14 protein-coding genes are annotated in these 19,672 nt (G+C 63.6%); 12 read left to right on the top strand and 2 right to left on the bottom strand.

Going from position 1 to position 19,672, the window contains the following annotated elements:
• Positions 1-7: 7 nt before the first annotated feature.
• Together P0R31_RS11200 and P0R31_RS11205 are read right to left on the bottom strand one after the other, a co-directional pair.
• On the bottom strand, positions 8-1,573 hold the full coding sequence (locus tag P0R31_RS11200) for a PfkB family carbohydrate kinase (protein ID WP_275514128.1): 1,566 nt from the start codon (positions 1,571-1,573) through the stop codon (positions 8-10).
• An 87-nt stretch (positions 1,574-1,660) separates the two neighbouring features.
• Positions 1,661-2,677 (bottom strand): SDR family oxidoreductase, encoded by a 1,017-nt coding sequence (locus tag P0R31_RS11205; RefSeq protein WP_157280566.1) that lies wholly within the window; start codon positions 2,675-2,677, stop codon positions 1,661-1,663.
• A gap of 166 nt (positions 2,678-2,843) precedes the next feature.
• Between P0R31_RS11205 and P0R31_RS11210 the strand changes: the two genes are divergently transcribed.
• From P0R31_RS11210 to rpoC, 12 genes are all read left to right on the top strand, one after another.
• Complete coding sequence (locus P0R31_RS11210; RefSeq protein WP_275514129.1) at positions 2,844-3,431, top strand: SIS domain-containing protein; 588 nt, start codon at positions 2,844-2,846, stop codon at positions 3,429-3,431.
• 12 nt (positions 3,432-3,443) lie between these two features.
• Complete coding sequence (locus P0R31_RS11215; protein WP_275514130.1) at positions 3,444-4,460, top strand: lysylphosphatidylglycerol synthase transmembrane domain-containing protein; 1,017 nt, start codon at positions 3,444-3,446, stop codon at positions 4,458-4,460.
• A gap of 82 nt (positions 4,461-4,542) precedes the next feature.
• Complete coding sequence (locus P0R31_RS11220; RefSeq protein WP_275514131.1) at positions 4,543-5,811, top strand: class I SAM-dependent methyltransferase; 1,269 nt, start codon at positions 4,543-4,545, stop codon at positions 5,809-5,811.
• A gap of 333 nt (positions 5,812-6,144) precedes the next feature.
• Positions 6,145-6,336 carry a preprotein translocase subunit SecE gene (gene secE, locus P0R31_RS11225; RefSeq protein WP_007611620.1) on the top strand — a complete coding sequence of 64 codons (192 nt, stop codon included), beginning with the start codon at positions 6,145-6,147 and terminating at the stop codon, positions 6,334-6,336.
• Complete coding sequence (nusG, locus tag P0R31_RS11230; protein ID WP_018647229.1) at positions 6,336-6,890, top strand: transcription termination/antitermination protein NusG; 555 nt, start codon at positions 6,336-6,338, stop codon at positions 6,888-6,890. Before secE ends, nusG begins: the two co-directional genes overlap by 1 nt.
• Positions 6,891-7,019: 129 nt before the next feature.
• Positions 7,020-7,448 carry a 50S ribosomal protein L11 gene (gene rplK / locus P0R31_RS11235; RefSeq protein WP_011088164.1) on the top strand — a complete coding sequence of 143 codons (429 nt, stop codon included), beginning with the start codon at positions 7,020-7,022 and terminating at the stop codon, positions 7,446-7,448.
• A 6-nt stretch (positions 7,449-7,454) separates the two neighbouring features.
• Complete coding sequence (rplA, locus tag P0R31_RS11240) at positions 7,455-8,147, top strand: 50S ribosomal protein L1 (protein ID WP_025037003.1); 693 nt, start codon at positions 7,455-7,457, stop codon at positions 8,145-8,147.
• A gap of 87 nt (positions 8,148-8,234) precedes the next feature.
• The gene (locus P0R31_RS11245; protein WP_275514132.1) at positions 8,235-9,188 is read left to right on the top strand and encodes a 2-hydroxyacid dehydrogenase; all 954 of its coding nucleotides are present in this window, start codon (positions 8,235-8,237) and stop codon (positions 9,186-9,188) included.
• A gap of 582 nt (positions 9,189-9,770) precedes the next feature.
• A complete protein-coding gene (gene rplJ, locus P0R31_RS11250; protein WP_036010998.1) occupies positions 9,771-10,289 on the top strand; it encodes a 50S ribosomal protein L10 in 519 nt (172 codons plus the stop codon).
• A 54-nt stretch (positions 10,290-10,343) separates the two neighbouring features.
• Entirely contained in the window at positions 10,344-10,724 is a 381-nt protein-coding gene (rplL, locus tag P0R31_RS11255; protein ID WP_036027614.1) for a 50S ribosomal protein L7/L12, read from the top strand.
• Positions 10,725-11,207: 483 nt separating this feature from the next.
• A complete protein-coding gene (rpoB, locus tag P0R31_RS11260; RefSeq protein ID WP_158668572.1) occupies positions 11,208-15,332 on the top strand; it encodes a DNA-directed RNA polymerase subunit beta in 4,125 nt (1,374 codons plus the stop codon).
• A 129-nt stretch (positions 15,333-15,461) separates the two neighbouring features.
• The gene (gene rpoC / locus P0R31_RS11265; RefSeq protein ID WP_275514133.1) at positions 15,462-19,658 is read left to right on the top strand and encodes a DNA-directed RNA polymerase subunit beta'; all 4,197 of its coding nucleotides are present in this window, start codon (positions 15,462-15,464) and stop codon (positions 19,656-19,658) included.
• Positions 19,659-19,672: the final 14 nt, after the last annotated feature.

Consider the following 19,672-nt stretch of genomic DNA (forward strand, 5'->3'; position numbering starts at 1 on the left):
GATCGCGCTACTTCAACAACGCGGTGACGAACTTGACCAGCGGCGCCTTCTCGACCGAGTTGCGGTGGCCGACGATGCCGACCTTGATCGCGCCCGCCGCATTGCCGATGAAGGCGACGTCCTCGATGTTGCCGCCGGCCGCCACCAGCGGCGCCGTGATTGTCAGGAAGGCATCGCCCGCACCGACGGTGTCGACGACGGTCTTGGTGAAAGCAGGGACGCGCGCAACGCCGGTCTTCGACGAGAAGGGGTAGCAGCCGAAGGAGCCGTGCGTGATGATCATGTTGTCGCAATCGATCTTGCGATGCAGGCCGCCCTCGATCACCGATGCGATGTCGTTGAACTTGTCGGTGGCGGCCAGACGCGCTTCCGGTGCGTCGATGCAGATGTAGTCGGCCCGCGGGTACTTCGTGATCAGGTTGTAGCCGTGGTTGCCGCTGTTGCTCTGGGCGTTGACTGCCAGGAACTTGGAATTCGCCATCAAGGCGTCGATCGTGCTGGATGCGATCATGCCGTGACCGAAATCGGTGACGATGACGACGTCGGCCCCGCGGACGCGCTCGGCGGTGACGCGGTCGATCTCCGTGCGCGCGGCCTCGTCGAGCGGCGTGTCGTCCATCGTGTAGACTTCGAACAGCTTGTGCAGATAGCCCATCTCGACGTACCGCAGCTTGCGGGTGGTCGGACGGCCCTGAATGCGGATCGGCGTGAGCTTTACGTTCGGGCGGACATGCGCCCGAATGAACTCTTCGGGGTAGTCGTTGCCACCCAGCGTCGTGACGATCTCGACCGACTTGCAGAAGCTCGCGACGTGATTGGCCGCGGCAATGACGCCGCCGGCAAACTGCTCGCCGTTCTTGAGCAGGGTCGCGACGATGTTCTCCTTGGAGGCCTTCCCGAGCGCCGTGACGTATTGGTATTCGTCGATGATGGTGTCGCCGACCAGCACGACGTGCATGTCCTGGATCTTGTCGATCAGCTTCAGCAGGCGTTCGGCGCCGCCGCCATCGCGCACCTTCTGGAGGTAGTCGCGCAGCGGGGGATCGTAGATGTCGAAGTAGCGGTTCAGCAGCGACGACGAGCTGAACGTCACGTCCCGCGTGAAGACGATGCGCCCGCCGTGACGCTCGACCGCCTCGCGCTCCACCGCGATCTTGCCGGTCACGTCATCCTCGGGATTCTCGTAGTCCGAGCCCTTCACGTAGATGTCGGGGCGCACGGTATCGAGGACCGGCTCGGCGCTGGAGGTCTGATTGATGCCGACCCAGTCGACCGTGCCGAGCGCGGCCAGCATCTCGGCGCGCATGTTCTCCGGAAAGATCGGCCGTCCCGGGCCCTTGTTGACGTAACGGTCCGCGGTGATGGTCACCACGACGACGTCGGCCTCGTTGCGGGCTGCCAGGATGTGCCGGACGTGACCGAGATGCACCAGATCGAACACGCCGTGGCAGAGCGCAACGGTCAGGCCCTCAGCCTGTGCGGCGCGCGCAATCTCGCCGAGCTCCTCAATCGTCTTGATCTTCTCGTGCGGTGCCGGATGGCCGGCCGGCCTGTCTGTCGCAGCATTACCCATGTGAATGACCCAAGGCGCCGGTCGGTCTCAGTTGGCCGGCCCGGACATGATCGGCTGGCGGCAAAATTGGGGGGTGAACGAATCTGCTCAACGGCTTGCCTTCTGCGGGGTGACCTTGTCGTCACCGAGATATTTGAACCAGTCCTTGGTGGCGTCGGCGATCTTGTCCACCGTCCAGAGCGGAGCGTCCTTGTACTGGTCCATCGACTTCAACATCGTCGCGACGCCGTCCTCGAACTTCACCTTCGGCGCCCATTTCAGGACCCGCTTTATCTTGCTGATGTCGGCGTAGGTGCAGTCGGGCTCGCCCGGGCGCTTGGGAATGTGGACCTTGTCGCCGCCGAGGAGCTCGACCAGGCGGTTCACGCTGTAGGTGTTGTCCGAGCCGACATTGAATATCTCGTGCGAGACGTCGGAGCGCGCGGCGGTCACGAAGGCATCGGCGACGTCGCTGACGAAGGTGAAGTCGCGCGTCTGCTCGCCGTCGCCGACCACCGTGAAGGGCTTGCCCGCGAGCTTCTGTGCCATGAACACGCCGAACACGGCCCCGTAGGTGCCGGTGGTGCGATGGCGCGGTCCGAACACGTTGAACAGGCGCAGCGCCACGGCGGGCAGCTTGTAGACCTGGCACCAGTGCATGACGCATTGCTCACCGAGATTCTTGGTGAGCGCGTAGGGATACATCGGCCGGATCTCGGCACTCTCCGGCGTGGGATAGACATCCGGAATGCCGTAGCAGGAGGAGGAAGCCGCATAGATGAAGCGGCTGGCGCCCGCGTGCCGTGCCGCTTCGAGAACGTTGACCGTGCCATCGACATTGGCGCGATGATAGGGGATCGGCGATTCGATCGAGGGTACGATGTCCGCCAGCGCGGCGAGATGGAAGACCCAATCCACCCCGTGGAAATACGGTTTGATCGCGTCGAGGTCGGTGACGTCAGCCCGCACGACCTTCAACTGGCTCGAACCGGCGCGTGCGGCGAGGTTTTCAGCGCGTCCGATCACGAAATTATCGAGCGCAATGACCTCATGGCCGTCATCGAGCAGGCGATCGACGAGATGACTTCCAATGAACCCGGCGCCGCCAGTAACAATGCATTTCATGGGGAACATCCGTGACGCGAATGCCCAGCGAAATAGGCTCGCCAATGTTGAGTGAAACCCGAAAAGCCGACTATCAGCCGCCCGCAAACTTTGCAAGTATTATACCTTTGCAATCCTTGGTAATAGCCGGTATCACCCGGTAATGTTGCAATCGAGCCGTCAGCCCATGCCTGCCGAATCCGTCGATCCCGACCACAAGGCGTTCCTCGACGATTACGTGGGGCGCCTGCATCGCGCGACGGCGGTCGACGACGGTATTTTTGCGAGGATCTCCGCGACGCGCGCATCCTGGTTGCGCACGCGCGAGCAGGGCGGTCGCGTCATCTTCATCGGCAACGGCGGGTCGGCCGGCATCGCTTCGCATCTGGCGATCGATCTGGCGAAGAATGCGTCGGTGCCCGCTCTCTGCTTCAGCGATGCGAGCATGATGTCGTGCCTTGCCAACGATTACGGGTTCGAGGACTGGATCGCGCACGCCGTGCGGCTGAACGCGCGCGCCGGCGATTGCCTCGTCGCGATCAGCTCGTCGGGGCGTTCGAAGAACATCCTCAACGCGGTCGCGCAGGCGCGCAAGATGAAGCTCGACGTGATCACGTTGTCAGGCATGAACGCGGACAATCCGCTGCGCAATCTCGGCGACGTCAATTTCTGGGTCGATAGCCGCAGCTACAACATCGTCGAGACCACGCACCAGTTCTGGATGATGGCCGCAATCGACCTCATCATCGGTCGCGCGGAATATCCGGCGTCCTGAGGCGGGCATCCGATGCAGTCGCGATTCAAGCATGCGGCCCTGTTTTCGGTGAAGCTGCTGCTGTCGATCGCCGTGCTGGTCTACATCGCGCGTGGTCTCGACCTGCGCCAGCTGCGCGACCATCTCGTCTCGGTCGATCCGGTCCTGTTCGTCGTCGCGCTTGCGCTGATCTTCTTTCAGACCTTCCTGCTCAACGGCCGGTGGGAGCTGATCATGCGCGCGCTCGGCGTCTCGCTGGATTGGCTCGCCGGCTGGCGGATACTGATGACCAGCCTCTGGTTCAATCAGGTTTTGCCGTCATCGGTCGGCGGTGACGCGGTGCGGATCTGGCTGCTGCGCCAACGCGGCGTGCAGTGGCCGGAGGCGGTCAAGGGCGTTGCAGCCGACCGCTTCACGGCATTAATCGGACTGGTCGTGCTGATGGTGGCCGGATTGCCGTTTCTGCTGTCACGTGTGTCGAATCATGCCGCGATACTGGCCATCGGCGGACTGACGGTGGCGGGCGTCGCAGGCACGGTGGTCCTGTTGACGCTCGACCGTCTGCCGAAGCGTTTCATCGCGCTTCCCGCGATTGCAAGCTTCGTGCGGTTCGGATCGTTGGTCAGGTTCTTGCTCCTGCAGTCCAATCATCGTGCGCTGCTGTTCGGATCGGCGCTCCTCATCCATCTCGTCACCGCCGCGGCCTGCTACACCTTGGCGCGCGGTGTTGGAGCGCAGCTCTCTGTCCTCGACGCCGGCATCCTGATTCCGCCGGTGGTGCTGTTGACGGCGGTTCCCATCTCGATCAGCGGCTGGGGCGTTCGCGAGGGAGCGATGGTCGCCTGCCTGGGTCTGGCGGGTGTGTCGTCCGAGGAGGCGCTGTCGGTATCGCTCCTGCTGGGCGCTATCAGCGTGATCATCGGGCTCGTCGGTGGCGTAATCTGGCTGTCAAGTCCGGAGCGCGGCTCGTATTCGGCCGACAAGGCAGCCAAGGCGGCAGAGGGCGCGCCCAGCTACGGGCTGGGCAACGAGGCCTCGAGCCACCCATGACCCGCTTGAGCCCGTTGTCGATCTGGTCTTCACAGGGTGGGATTATCTCACTCGCGCGCGTATCTCATTCTTCGGTTGCACGATGAAAAACCTGTTCTACGTCCGCAATACTTGCCGCCTCTGTCATTCCGACAAGCAAGAGCTGGTCGTCCCGATGGCAGGCATGCCGATCGGCACGCCGAACTTCCAGGTGCCGGACGCCAGCGTCGACGATCCCGTTTTCCGCGCTGCGGTGCCGATGGCGCTGCATCTGTGCCGGGACTGCGGCCACCTCCAGATTCTCCATGTCGGCAATCCGGAGATCCAGTACCGAAACTACGTCTATACCACCTCGCTCTCGCTCGGCCTGCGCGAGCATTTCGCTACCTATGCCGACGACGTCGTCAGCCGTTTCGGCGTTGCGCCGGGTTCGCTGGTGGTCGAGCTCGGCAGCAATGACGGATCGCTGCTCGGCTTCTTCAAGGAGCGGGGGATGCGGGTGCTGGGTGTTGATCCCGCCGTCGACATCGCGCGGCGCGCCACGGAGGCGGGCATCGAGACCATCGGCGATTTCTTCACCGATGCCGTTGGTCGCCGCATCCTGCAGAGCCATGGCGCGGCGAGCGTCGTGATCGCCAACAACATGATCGCCAATGTCGACAATCTGGATCCGCTGGTGATCGGGGTTCGCGACGTGCTCGCGCCGGACGGATTGTTCGTCTTCGAAACGCAATACGGCGTCGACGTCACCGAGAAGAACCTGCTCGATACCGTCTATCACGAGCATCTGTCGTATTTTAACATCAAGCCGCTGATCCGTTTCTTCGCCCGGCTGGGCATGGAGCTGATCGACGTCCAGCACATCTGGACCAAGGGCGGCTCGATCCGCGTGACCGTGCAGCGCGCCGGCGGCGCCAAGAAACCGTCGGCCGAGGTCGCGCGCTTCGTTGCCGAGGAAGACCGGCTCGGCGTCGATCAGCCGGCCTATTATGTGCCGTACGTGAAGAGGATCGCCGCCATCCGTGACGAATTGGTCGCGATGGCCGATGCCGCCCATGCGCGCGGTCAGCTGGTCGCCGGCTATGGCGTCTCGGTGGGCACCACGACGCTGCTGCCGCAGTTCGGCCTTGAGAACAAGATCGACTTCCTGGTGGACGACGATCCCAACAAGGGGAAGGTGATGGCCGGTCCCGGCTATGACATCCCGATCCTGCCGCCTGCCGCCCTTTACGAGCGCAAGCCCGCTTTCGTCGTCGTCTTCGCCTGGCGCTATGTCGACCCGATCCGGGCCAAGCACGCCCGCTATTTCGCCGAAGGTGGGAAGTTCGTGGTGCCGCTGCCGGGGATTTCCATGGTCGACCGGGCCGACTGACGGCTGCCGGCTCCCGATAGCCTTGCCGGGGATGGGATGGCGCGTTCCGGGCGATCGACAAGTCCTTGATCCACATGGCCTCTGCACGACCGTCGGGGAAGGGCGGTCTGCCCGGGCGAACTCTCTCTACCTTGACCTTTGGCCGCATCCGCAGTAGATACCCGGCACTCGCAGCCGGCCCGTTAGACGCGGATCTCCGGCGCGGCCTTGAAATCCCCGAACAATCGAGCCCGGTTTCCGGCTCATCCTTCGAGACAGAGGGCTGGGCCAACGGCGGCTGTTCGGATCCCTGAAATTCATTTGCGTCTGTCGACGGACGCTGGACCTCAAGCGATGGCAGTCAGCCCGTTCAAGTTCTTGCAGGAAGTGCGCTCGGAGACTGCCAAGGTCACCTGGCCGACCCGCCGTGAGACCACGATCACCACCATCATGGTGTTCGTCATGGTCGCGGTGGCCTCGATCTTCTTCTTCGCCGCCGATCAGATCATCCGCTACCTCATCACCTTCCTCCTGGGCATTCACTGATGGCAACAGCAACCGCTCAAGTGTCCGACAAGCGCTGGTACATCGTCCACGCCTATTCGAACTTCGAGAAGAAGGTCGCCGAATCGATCCGCGAGCAGGCCAAGCAGCGCGGGCTCGAGGAGCTGTTCGAGCTGGTGCTGGTTCCAACCGAGAAGGTCACGGAAGTGCGCCGTGGCCGCAAGATCGACGCCGAGCGCAAGTTCTTCCCCGGCTACGTGCTGGTGAAGATGAAGCTGACCGACGAGGCGTTCCATCTGATCAAGAACACGCCGAAGGTCACGGGCTTCCTCGGCGCCGAGAACAAGCCAATGCCGATCTCGGAAGCCGAGGCCATGCGCATCCTGCACCAGGTGCAGGAGGGCGTGGAACGGCCGAAGGCGTCGGTGTCGTTCGAGATCGGCGAGAACGTGCGCGTGGCCGATGGCCCGTTCGCCTCGTTCTCGGGTGTGGTCGAGGAAATCGACGAGGCGCGCTCGCGCGTGAAGGTCGCGGTGTCGATCTTCGGCCGCGCGACGCCGGTCGAGCTGGAATTCGGTCAGGTCGAGAAGGTCTGATCGGGTAACGCGGGAGGCTTCGGTCTCGCGCAACAAGAGGCCGTGGGAGGGAGGGGCGGTTGCCAGCCGCATCTGACCCAGACCACGAACCTGAAACCGCCGGTCCTGCCGGCACAACAGGAGTGATACATGGCAAAGAAAGTGACCGGATACCTGAAGCTTCAGGTCCCGGCCGGTGCGGCGAATCCCTCGCCCCCGATCGGTCCCGCGCTTGGTCAGCGCGGTCTCAACATCATGGAGTTCTGCAAGGCGTTCAACGCCCAGACCCAGAAGGAAGAGAAGAACACCCCGATCCCGGTGATCATCACCATCTATGCGGACCGTTCCTTCACCTTCGAGATGAAGACGCCGCCGATGTCCTACTTCCTCAAGCAGGCTGCAAAGATTCAGTCTGGCTCGAAGGCGCCGGGCCGTGACAAGGCCGGCAAGGTGACCAAGGCGCAGGTGCGCGAGATCGCCGAGAAGAAGATGAAGGACTTGAATTGCGACACCATCGAATCGGCCATGAAGATGGTCGAGGGCTCGGCCCGTTCGATGGGTCTGGAAGTTGCGGGGTAAGCGGCCATGGCAATCGGAAAGCGTTTGAACAAAGCCCGCGAAGGCATTGACCGCGAAAAGCTTTACCCGCTCGCGGACGCCATCAAGATGGTCAAGGAACGCGCGAAAGCGAAGTTCGACGAGACCATCGAGGTCGCGATCAATCTCGGCGTCGATCCGCGTCACGCCGACCAGATGGTCCGCGGTGTCGTGACCCTGCCGAACGGCACCGGCCGTACGCTCCGCGTCGGCGTGTTCGCCCGCGGCGCCAAGGCCGATGAAGCCAAGGCCGCCGGTGCCGACGTCGTCGGCGCCGAGGACCTGGTCGAGAAGGTGCAGAACGGCACGATCGATTTCGACCGCTGTATCGCCACCCCCGACATGATGCCGCTGGTCGGCCGCCTCGGTAAGGTGCTCGGCCCGCGCGGCCTGATGCCGAACCCGAAGATCGGTACCGTGACCATGGACGTCACCGGTGCGGTGAAGGGTGCCAAGGGCGGTTCGGTCGAGTTCCGGGTCGAGAAGGCCGGCATCCTGCAGGCCGGCGTTGGCAAGGCCTCGTTCTCCGAGGAGAAGCTGGTCGAGAACATCAAGGCTCTGGCTGACGCGGTCTCCAAGGCGAAGCCGGCCGGTTCCAAGGGCACCTACATCCAGCGCGTTGCGGTGTCCTCGACGATGGGCCCCGGCGTGAAGGTCGAGCCGGGCACCATTCTCGGCTGAGGTTTGGAAATTGCATGAGGCGAGGGGCGGGATCGGGCGACCGATTCCGCCCCTCGTCGTTTGTGGCGGCGCTCTTCGGAAACAACAATGGCTGACAAGGTCCTGATCTACTCGCGCTTTCCCAAGTCGATGATGGCGCGCTTCGCCGAGCGGTTCGAGCTGCTCGATACCGGCGGCAAGCCCGCGCGGGAGGTGTTTCCGGCGGAGGAGCTGGGCGGCATCCGCGCACTGCTGACTGCTGGCGGCTCGCCACTCGGTGCGGAGGCGATGGACCTGTTTCCGAAGCTCGGCGCCATCGTCTGCTATGGGACTGGCTATGATGGCGTCGACATAAAAGCGGCAGCCAGCCGCAATATCGCGGTCGGCCACAGTCCGGGGGCGAATGCGGCCTCGGTCGCCGACATCGCGATGACCCTGATGCTGGCGACGACGCGGCGGATCCTCGTCGCGGACCAGTATGTCCGCAGCGGCGATTGGGCGGCGTCAAAACAGTCGCCGATGATGCGGCCGCAGGCCGGCATGCCCGGCCGCCGCATCGGCATCTACGGCATGGGTGAGATCGGCCGCAAGATCGCGGCGCGCTGCGCCGCCTTCGAGAGCGAGGTCGGCTATTTCAGCCGCACCAAATACGATCTGCCCTATCAGTACTTTCCGACCCTGGAGGCGCTCGCCGATTGGTGCAGCGTCCTGATGATCGCGGTGCGGGCAGGGGCCGAGACCCAACATGTCGTCAACGCCGATATCCTCAGGCGCCTCGGCGCGGACGGCTATGTCGTCAACATCTCCCGCGGCTCCGTCATCGACGAGAAGGCGCTGGTCGCGGCGCTCACCGACAAGACCATCGCGGGGGCGGGCCTCGACGTCTTCGAGAAGGAACCGCACGCGCCTGACGCCCTGACCGAACTCCCCAACGTGGTGTTCGCCCCGCATATCGGCGGCCACACCCTGGATTCGCACGTCGCCATGCAGAACTGCGTGCTGGCCAACCTGACGGCGTTCTTCGCGGGCAAACCGCTGCCGTATCGGGTCAAATCGGCCTGAATCGGCCCTTGTTGGGCCATCTCAAGCCCAACCGCCAATCGATTGGAACTGGTGTGAATTTTGCTCTTGGCAAGCAGGCTCCGAGCGGTTAAAGAACCGCCTCCGGACGTGCCGGCCTCGGCTGGCGCGTTCGTGCACGTATTCCGAAAACCCGACACGACAGGAGATCATTCCTTTTCAGGACGTCCGCGAGGATTTGCCCGAAAAGGAAGGAAGATCCGTCGTTTGGCAGGGATGCGGGCAGAGGTCGGGCGGTTCGCCGGCTGACCTCGTCCTGTCCAAGACTGCAGGCGCCCGCGAAGAATTTCGATTCCTCAACGGCTTAATCGCACGGCCTGCATAGACGGGTGAAGACCGGATTCACTTCGCATCCAGCTTTAAGGGCTGGTTTTGCGAAACGGGTCTGGTTCGGACCTCGACACGCCGTGGGCCCTTGGGCTCCCGGAGGGCAGGCTTTGAATTGTCGTCTTGCCCGGCGTGTCCGATGGGTTTTTGGCCCGGAGGTTCAGGTTTGGGCGGGACGATGGGTGCAACCCGGCGGTCCCGCTTCTCGCGATGACCGCCAACCGGAGAGAGCTTGCTGTGGAACGAGCGGCAAAAAAAGAAGCGGTCGAACAGCTCAACGAGGTCTTCAAGACCACGAGCGTCGCGATCGTTGCTCAATATTCCGGCCTCACCGTCGCCCAGATGCAGAAGCTGCGCCAGCAGATGAAGCAGGCGGGTGCCGCGGTGAAGGTCTCGAAGAACCGTCTCGCCAAAATTGCTCTTGAAGGCACTGACGTCGTTGCCATCGGCCCCATGCTGAAGGGGCCGACCGTGATCGCGACTTCGAACGATCCGGTAGCGGCGCCAAAGGTCGCCATCGAATTCGCCAAGGCGAACGAAAAATTCGTCATCGTCGGCGGATCGATGGGGAAGACCGTCCTGAATGTCGACGGCGTGAAGGCGCTTGCCTCGCTGCCGTCGCTTGACGAACTGCGCGGCAAGATCGTCGGCCTCATCGTGGCCCCGGCGACCAAGCTGGCCCAGCTCGCCAACGCGCCCGCGGGCAAGCTCGCGCGCGTCATCCAGGCTCATGCCTCAAAGGGCGAAGCGGCCTGACGCCCTTCGCAAAACTCAAACCCGAACCAGACTTACAGTTAAGGAAACTGAACAATGGCTGACCTGCAGAAGATCGTTGACGACCTCTCGAGCCTGACCGTGCTCGAAGCTGCCGAACTCGCGAAGCTCCTCGAAGAGAAGTGGGGCGTTTCGGCTGCCGCGGCTGTCGCCGTGGCCGGCCCGGCTGCTGGCGGCGGCGGTGCTGCCGCTCCGGCGGAAGAGAAGACCGAGTTCACGGTCGTTCTCGCCAGCGCCGGCGACAAGAAGATCGAGGTCATCAAGGAAGTCCGCGCCATCACCGGTCTCGGCCTGAAGGAAGCAAAGGACCTCGTCGAGGGTGCTCCGAAGCCGCTGAAGGAAGGCGTGAACAAGGACGAAGCCGACAAGATCAAGGCCCAGCTCGAGAAGGCTGGCGCCAAGGTCGAGCTCAAGTAAGCACTGCTTACTGGCGGGATCCCCGGGTGGGCCACGGCTCTGCCCGGGATCCTGGTCCCCCTTCGAGAGGGTGGACCGGAATGCAAAAGGCGTGCGACGGAACGATCCGACGCAGGCCAAACACGAAAAAGTGTGGGGATTTGAGGGTTTGACCCTCGAATCTGCACTATTGTCGCCCCATATCGGGTCGGCAGCACGAAAGCGCGGTGGGCAGGGATGCCGGATTTCCCTGTAAGCCGTTGGGAGAGCAGGCTATTTCGGGCTTTTGCAGTCCGTGAAGATGATCGTTGTGACGGGCGGGCGCGCATCTGCGCCCCGCGCGTCGTTTTGCGTTTTGAAGGTCTGAAGAACAGATTCAGGACATCGGCGCCTGAAACTGCGTCTCCGGCCCCAAAGACGGGTTCGAAAATTCAACCCGGAAAGCGGTGGCAGCCGCGGTCCGGACGGTGCGCCCAGAGCGGGCGACGAAAATGAGAGGCCACGATGGCGCAGCAGACATTCACCGGTCGCAAACGCGTTCGCAAGTTCTTCGGACACATCAAGGAAGTTGCCGAGATGCCGAACCTCATCGAGGTTCAGAAGGCGTCCTATGACCAGTTCCTGATGGTGGACGAACCCCAGGGCGGACGTCTCGACGAGGGTCTGCAGGCGGTGTTCCGCTCGGTGTTTCCGATCTCCGACTTCTCGGGCACCTCGATGCTGGAATTCGTCCGCTACGAGTTCGAGCAGCCGAAATACGACGTCGACGAGTGCCGCCAGCGCGGCATGACCTTCGCTGCGCCCCTCAAGGTGACGCTGCGCCTCATCGTGTTCGATATCGACGAGGAAACCGGCGCGAAGTCGGTGAAGGACATCAAGGAGCAGGACGTCTACATGGGCGACATCCCGCTCATGACGATGAACGGCACCTTCATCGTCAACGGCACCGAGCGCGTCATCGTCTCGCAGATGCACCGTTCGCCGGGCGTGTTCTTCGATCACGACAAGGGCAAGACCCATTCCTCGGGCAAGCTGCTGTTCGCCGCCCGCGTCATTCCGTATCGCGGTTCCTGGCTCGACATCGAGTTCGACGCCAAGGACATCGTCTATGCGCGTATCGACCGTCGCCGCAAGATTCCGGTGACGTCGCTGATGTTCGCCCTCGGCCTCGACGGCGAGGCGATCCTGTCCACCTTCTACAAGAAGATCCTCTACAAGCGGACCAAGGAAGGCTGGCGCGTTCCGTTCGACGCCAACCGCTTCCGCGGCTACTCGACCGTCAACGACCTGATCGACGCCGACACCGGCAAGGTCGTGCTCGAGGCCGGCAAGAAGCTCACCGTCCGCGCCGCCCGCCAGCTCCAGGAGAAGGGGCTGAAGGCGCTGCGCATGGCCGACGAGGAACTGGTCGGCAATTACGTCGCCGAGGATCTCGTCAACCCCAAGACCGGTGAGATCCACGCCGAGGCCGGTGAGGAGATCACCGACAAGCTGATGAAGGCGCTCAACGAGCAGGGCTACAAAGAGCTGCCGCTGCTCGACATCGACCACGTCAATGTCGGCCCCTACATCCGCAACACGCTCTCGGCCGACAAGAACATGACGCGCGAGGACGCGCTGTTCGACATCTACCGCGTGATGCGTCCGGGCGAGCCGCCGACGCTGGAATCGGCGCAGGCCATGTTCCAGTCGCTGTTCTTCGACGCCGAGCGCTACGACCTCTCCGCGGTCGGCCGCGTCAAGATGAACATGCGCCTCGACCTCGATGCGCCCGACACCCAGCGCACGCTGCGCAAGGAGGACATCCTCTCCGTCATCAAGACGCTGGTGGATCTGCGCGACGGCAAGGGCGAGATCGACGACATCGACCATCTCGGCAACCGCCGCGTGCGTTCGGTCGGCGAGCTCATGGAGAACCAGTACCGCATCGGCCTGTTGCGCATGGAGCGCGCGATCAAGGAGCGCATGTCCTCGGTCGACATCGACACGGTCATGCCGCAGGACCTGATCAACGCCAAGCCGGCGGCCGCCGCGGTGCGCGAGTTCTTCGGCTCCTCGCAGCTGTCGCAGTTCATGGACCAGACCAACCCGCTCAGCGAGATCACCCACAAGCGCCGCCTCTCGGCGCTCGGACCGGGCGGTCTCACCCGCGAGCGCGCCGGCTTCGAGGTGCGCGACGTGCACCCGACGCATTACGGCCGCATCTGCCCGATCGAGACGCCGGAAGGTCCGAACATCGGCCTGATCAACTCGCTCGCGACCTTCGCGCGCGTTAACAAGTACGGCTTCGTCGAGACGCCGTATCGCAAGGTCAAGGATGGCCGTGTCACCGACGAGGTCGTGTACCTGTCGGCGATGGAGGAAGGGCGCTATTCCGTGGCGCAGGCCAACGTGCCGGTCGACGCCAAGGGCCGCTTCACCGAAGACCTCGTGGTCTGCCGCTCGAGCGGCACCCGCGACGTCGTGCCGATGACGCCCGACAAGGTCGACTACATGGACGTGTCGCCGAAGCAGCTCGTTTCGGTCGCCGCGGCGCTGATCCCGTTCCTCGAGAACGACGACGCCAACCGCGCGCTGATGGGCTCGAACATGCAGCGCCAGGCGGTGCCGCTGGTTCGCGCCGAGGCGCCGTTCGTCGGCACCGGCATGGAGGGCGTGGTTGCCCGTGACTCGGGCGCTGCGATCGCGGCGCGCCGTTCGGGCGTGATCGACCAGATCGATGCGACCCGCGTCGTCATCCGCGCCACGGAAGATCTCGACCCGACCAAGTCGGGCGTCGATATCTACCGCCTCATGAAGTACCAGCGCTCCAACCAGTCGACCTGCATCAACCAGCGTCCGCTGGTGAAGGTCGGCGACGTCGTCAAGAAGGGCGACATCATCGCCGACGGTCCCTCGACCGATCTCGGCGAGCTCGCGCTCGGCCGCAACGTGCTGGTCGCGTTCATGCCGTGGAACGGCTACAACTTCGAAGACTCGATCCTGCTCTCCGAGCGGATCGTGAAGGAGGACGTCTTCACCTCGATCCACATCGAGGAGTTCGAGGTGATGGCCCGCGACACCAAGCTCGGACCTGAGGAAATCACCCGCGACATTCCGAACGTCTCGGAAGAAGCGCTGAAGAACCTCGACGAAGCCGGTATCGTCTACATCGGCGCGGAAGTGCGCGCCGGCGACATCCTGGTCGGCAAGATCACGCCTAAGGGCGAAAGCCCGATGACGCCGGAAGAGAAGCTGCTGCGCGCCATCTTCGGCGAGAAGGCCTCCGACGTCCGCGACACCTCGCTGCGCGTTCCCCCGGGCGTGCAGGGCACCATCGTCGAAGTGCGCGTGTTCAACCGCCACGGCGTCGACAAAGACGAGCGTGCGCTGGCGATCGAGCGGGAGGAGATCGAGCGCCTCGCCAAGGACCGCGACGACGAGCAGGCGATCCTGGACCGCAACGTCTACAACCGTCTTGCCGAGCTGCTCGAGGGGCGGCAGGGCATTGCAGGTCCCAAGGGCTTCAAGAAGGACACCAAGATCACCCGTGCGGTGCTCGAGGAGTATCCGAAGTCGCAATGGTGGCTGTTCGCTTCGCCGAACGACAAGCTGATGGCCGAGATCGAGGCCATGCGGAAGCAGTACGACGAGTCGAAGAAGGGGCTGGAACAGCGCTTCCTCGACAAGGTCGAGAAGCTTCAGCGCGGTGACGAATTGCCGCCCGGCGTGATGAAGATGGTCAAGGTCTTCGTCGCCGTGAAGCGCAAGATCCAGCCCGGCGACAAGATGGCCGGCCGCCACGGCAACAAGGGCGTGGTGTCGAAGATCGTGCCGATCGAGGACATGCCGTTCCTCGAAGACGGCACGCATGCCGACATCGTGCTCAATCCGCTCGGCGTGCCCTCGCGCATGAACGTCGGACAGATCCTCGAGACCCATCTCGGCTGGGCCTGCGCCGGCCTCGGCAAGCGTATCGGCCAGACCGTCGATGCGTACCTGTCGAAGCAGGACATCAAGCCGCTGAAGGAGACCTTGAAGAAGGTCTACGGCGAGGACGAGACGATCAAGTCGCTCAACGACAACGAGCTGCTCGAGCTCGGCCATAACCTCAGCCGTGGCGTGCCGATCGCGACCCCGGTGTTCGACGGTGCCAAGGAAGCCGATATCGAGGAGATGCTGAAGCTCGCCGGTCTCGACGCTTCGGGTCAGTCGACCGTCTATGACGGCCGCACCGGCGATCCGTTCGATCGTAAGGTGACGGTGGGCTACATCTACATGCTCAAGCTGCACCATCTGGTCGACGACAAGATCCATGCGCGTTCGATCGGTCCGTACTCGCTCGTCACCCAGCAGCCGCTGGGCGGCAAGGCGCAGTTCGGCGGCCAGCGCTTCGGCGAAATGGAGGTGTGGGCGCTCGAGGCTTACGGCGCGGCGTACACGCTCCAGGAGATGCTGACGGTGAAGTCGGACGACGTCGCCGGCCGTACCAAGGTGTACGAGGCGATCGTGCGCGGTGACGACACGTTCGAGGCCGGTATTCCGGAATCGTTCAACGTGCTGGTCAAGGAAATGCGCTCGCTCGGCCTCAACGTCGACCTGCACAACTCCAAGATGGGACCGGCGCCGACGTCGGAAGCGGCCGAGTAATTCGACCTGTCATGCCCGGCCTTCGCGGCCGGGCATCGGCGCCCCGCCCGAGGCCTTGAGGGCAGGGCGCCATGCAGAAATGATTTTCGAATTTGCGGCCGGAGGCGACCGGCACGCGAGGAGAAGACGATGAACCAAGAAATTATGAATCTCTTCAACCCGACGACGCCGGCTCAGGTCTTCGACCAGATCCGGATCTCGATCGCGTCTCCAGAGAAGATTCTGTCCTGGTCCTACGGCGAGATCAAGAAGCCGGAGACCATCAACTATCGTACCTTCAAGCCCGAGCGCGACGGCCTGTTCTGCGCCCGCATCTTCGGGCCGATCAAGGACTACGAGTGCTTGTGCGGCAAGTACAAGCGCATGAAGTACAAGGGCATCATCTGCGAGAAGTGCTCGGTCGAGGTCACGCTGTCGCGCGTCCGGCGCGAGCGCATGGGCCATATCGAGCTCGCGGCTCCCGTCGCCCACATCTGGTTCCTGAAGTCGCTGCCCTCGCGCATCGGCCTCCTGCTCGACATGACGCTGAAGGATCTCGAGCGGATCCTCTACTTCGAATATTACGTCGTGCTGGAGCCGGGCCTCACCGCGCTGAAGGACCGTCAGCTGCTGTCGGAAGACGAGTATCTGAAGGCGCAGGACGAGTACGGCCAGGATTCCTTCACCGCCATGATCGGCGCCGAAGCGATCCGCGAGCTGCTCAAGGGCATGGACCTCGAGAAGCTCGAGGCCTCGCTGCGTGTCGAGATGCAGGAGACCGACTCCGACATCAAGCACAAGAAGCTCGCCAAGCGCCTGAAGATCGTGGAAGCGTTCCGCCACTCCGGCAACAAGCCGGAATGGATGATCATGACCGTGGTGCCGGTGATTCCGCCGGACCTGCGTCCGCTGGTGCCGCTGGACGGCGGCCGTTTCGCGACCTCTGATCTCAACGACCTCTATCGCCGCGTCATCAACCGCAACAACCGCTTGAAGCGGCTGATGGAGCTGCGCGCGCCCGACATCATCATCCGCAACGAGAAGCGGATGCTTCAAGAGGCGGTCGATGCGCTGTTCGACAACGGCCGCCGCGGCCGCGTCATCACCGGCGCCAACAAGCGCCCGTTGAAGTCGCTCGCCGACATGCTCAAGGGCAAGCAGGGCCGCTTCCGTCAGAACCTGCTCGGCAAGCGCGTCGACTATTCGGGCCGTTCGGTGATCGTGGTCGGTCCCGAGCTGCGCCTGCATCAGTGCGGCCTGCCGAAGAAGATGGCGCTCGAGCTGTTCAAGCCGTTCATCTATTCGCGGCTCGACGCCAAGGGCCTGTCCACGACCGTGAAGCAGGCCAAGAAGCTGGTCGAGAAGGAGCGGCCCGAGGTCTGGGACATCCTGGACGAGGTGATCCGCGAGCATCCGGTGCTGCTCAACCGCGCACCGACGCTGCACCGCCTCGGCATTCAGGCATTCGAGCCCGTGCTGATCGAGGGTAAGGCGATCCAGCTTCACCCGCTGGTCTGCTCCGCGTTCAACGCCGACTTCGACGGCGACCAGATGGCCGTGCACGTTCCGCTGTCGCTCGAAGCGCAGCTGGAAGCGCGCGTCCTGATGATGTCGACCAACAACATCCTGCATCCGGCGAACGGCCAGCCGATCATCGTGCCGTCGCAGGACATCGTGCTCGGTCTGTACTACGTCTCGATCATGCGCGAAGGCCTGCCCGGCGAGGGCAAGGTGTTCGGCGACATGGCCGAGCTCGAGCATGCGCTGCACGCGAAGGTCATCCACCTCCACACCAAGATCAAGTACCGGTGGGAAGGCATGGACGAGACCGGCAAGGTCTCCAAGCGCTGGATCGAGACCACAGCCGGCCGCGTCATGCTCGGCAATCTGCTGCCGAAGAACCCGCGCATCTCCTACGAGATCATCAACAAGCTGATGACCAAGCGCGAGATCTCCGGCGTCATCGACCAGGTCTACCGCCACTGCGGCCAGAAGGAGACGGTGATCTTCTGCGACCGCATCATGGCGCTCGGCTTCTACAACGCGTTCAAGGCCGGCATCTCCTTCGGCAAGGACGACATGGTCGTGCCGCACGGCAAGTGGAAGATCGTCGACACCACCCGTACACTGGCGAAGGATTTCGAGCAGCAGTACAACGACGGTCTGATCACCCATGGCGAGAAGTACAACAAGGTCGTCGACGCCTGGTCGAAGGCCACGGAAGAAATCGCCAAGGCGATGATGAAGGAGATCTCCGCCACCAAGAAGACGGCGAGCGGAGCCGACGCCGACATCAACTCGATCTACATGATGGCTCACTCCGGTGCCCGCGGTTCGCCGGCCCAGATGCGCCAGCTCGCCGGCATGCGCGGCCTGATGGCCAAGCCGTCGGGCGAGATCATCGAGACGCCGATCATCTCGAACTTCAAGGAAGGCCTCTCGGTGCTCGAGTACTTCAACTCGACCCACGGCGCCCGCAAGGGCCTCGCGGACACCGCGTTGAAGACCGCGAACTCCGGCTACCTGACCCGTCGTCTCGTCGACGTGGCGCAGGACTGCATCATCACGCAGAGCGACTGCGGCACCAAGCTCGGCATCAAGATGCGCGCCATCGTCGACGCCGGTACCGTGGTCGCCTCGCTCGGCTCGCGCATCCTCGGACGCACGGCCTGCGAAGACGTGCGTGACAGCTCGGGCCAGGTGATCGTCAAGCGCGATACGCTGATGGAAGAGAGCCACGTGGATGCCATCCACCAGGCCGGCATCCAGGAGGTGAAGATCCGCTCGGCGCTGACCTGCGAGCTCATCAACGGCATCTGCGGCAAGTGCTACGGCCGCGACCTCGCCCGCGGCACGCCGGTCAACCACGGCGAAGCGGTTGGCGTCATCGCGGCGCAGTCGATCGGCGAGCCGGGCACCCAGCTCACCATGCGCACCTTCCACATCGGCGGTGCGGCGCAGCTCAACGAGCAGTCCTTCGTCGAAGCCAACTTCGACGGCAAGATCGTGATCAGGAACAAGGCCATCGCCCGCAACAGCGAAGGTCACCTTATCGCGATGGTGCGCAACATGGTTGTCGCGATCGTCGATGCCGACGGCACCGAGCGTGCGACGCACCGTATTCAGTACGGTTCGCGTCTGCACGTCGACGAGGGCGACATGGTCAAGCGCGGCCAGCGCATCGTCGAGTGGGATCCCTACACCCGTCCGCTGCTCACCGAGGTCGAAGGTACCATCGGCTTCGAGGATCTGGTCGAGGGGCAGTCGATCTCGGAAACGCTCGACGAGGCCACCGGTATCGCCAAGCGTGTGGTCATCGACTGGCGCTCGACGCGCGGCGGCTCGGACCTTCGTCCGGCCATCGTGGTCAAGGGCAAGGACGGCAAGGTGCTCAAGCTCGCCCGTGGCGGCGATGCCCGCTACATGCTGTCGGTCGACGCCATTCTCTCGGTCGACATCGGAGCCAAGGTCCAGCCGGGCGACATCCTCGCCCGTGTCTCGACCGAAAGCGCCAAGACGCGTGACATCACCGGCGGTCTGCCGCGGGTGGCGGAACTGTTCGAGGCTCGGCGCCCGAAGGATGCGGCAATCATCGCCGAAATCGCGGGCACCATCCGGTTCGGGCGCGACTACAAGAACAAGCGTCGCATCTCGATCGAGCCGATGGACAAGACCGACGAGCCGCGCGAGTACCTGATCCCGAAGGGCAAGCACATCCACCTTCAGGACGGCGACGTCGTCGAAAAGGGCGACTTCATCGTGGAAGGCAACCCGGCGCCGCACGACATCCTCGCGGTCAAGGGCATCGAGGAGCTCGCGGCCTATCTGGTCAACGAGATCCAGGAGGTCTACCGGCTGCAGGGCGTGCTCATCAACGACAAGCACATCGAGGTGATTGTCCGTCAGATGCTCCAGAAGGTGGAAATCACCGACCAGGGCGACACGGACATGATCTCCGGCGAGCAGGTCGACAAGATCGAGTTCGACGCGCTGAACGTGAAGGCCAAGGAAGAGGGCAAGAAGCCCGCCACGGGAACGCCGGTTCTGCTCGGCATCACCAAGGCGAGCCTCCAGACCCGCTCGTTCTTCTCGGCGGCATCGTTCCAGGAGACCACCCGCGTCCTCACCGAGGCGGCGGTCAACGGCAAGATCGATCCGCTCGAAGGCCTCAAGGAGAACGTCATCGTCGGCCGGCTGATCCCGGCGGGCACCGGCGCCTCCATGGCCAAGATCCGCGAAGTCGCCATGAAGCGCGACAAGCTGATCCTGGACGAGCGCGAGAAGCAGGCCGCCGTCGTGTCGCCAGCGCCGGAAGCCGAGCTTCCTGCGCTGCCGCCCGCGGAATGATCGTTCATCCGTAG

It is taken from the genome of Bradyrhizobium yuanmingense, assembly GCF_029167105.1.
Taxonomy (GTDB): Bacteria; Pseudomonadota; Alphaproteobacteria; order Rhizobiales; family Xanthobacteraceae; genus Bradyrhizobium; species Bradyrhizobium yuanmingense_A.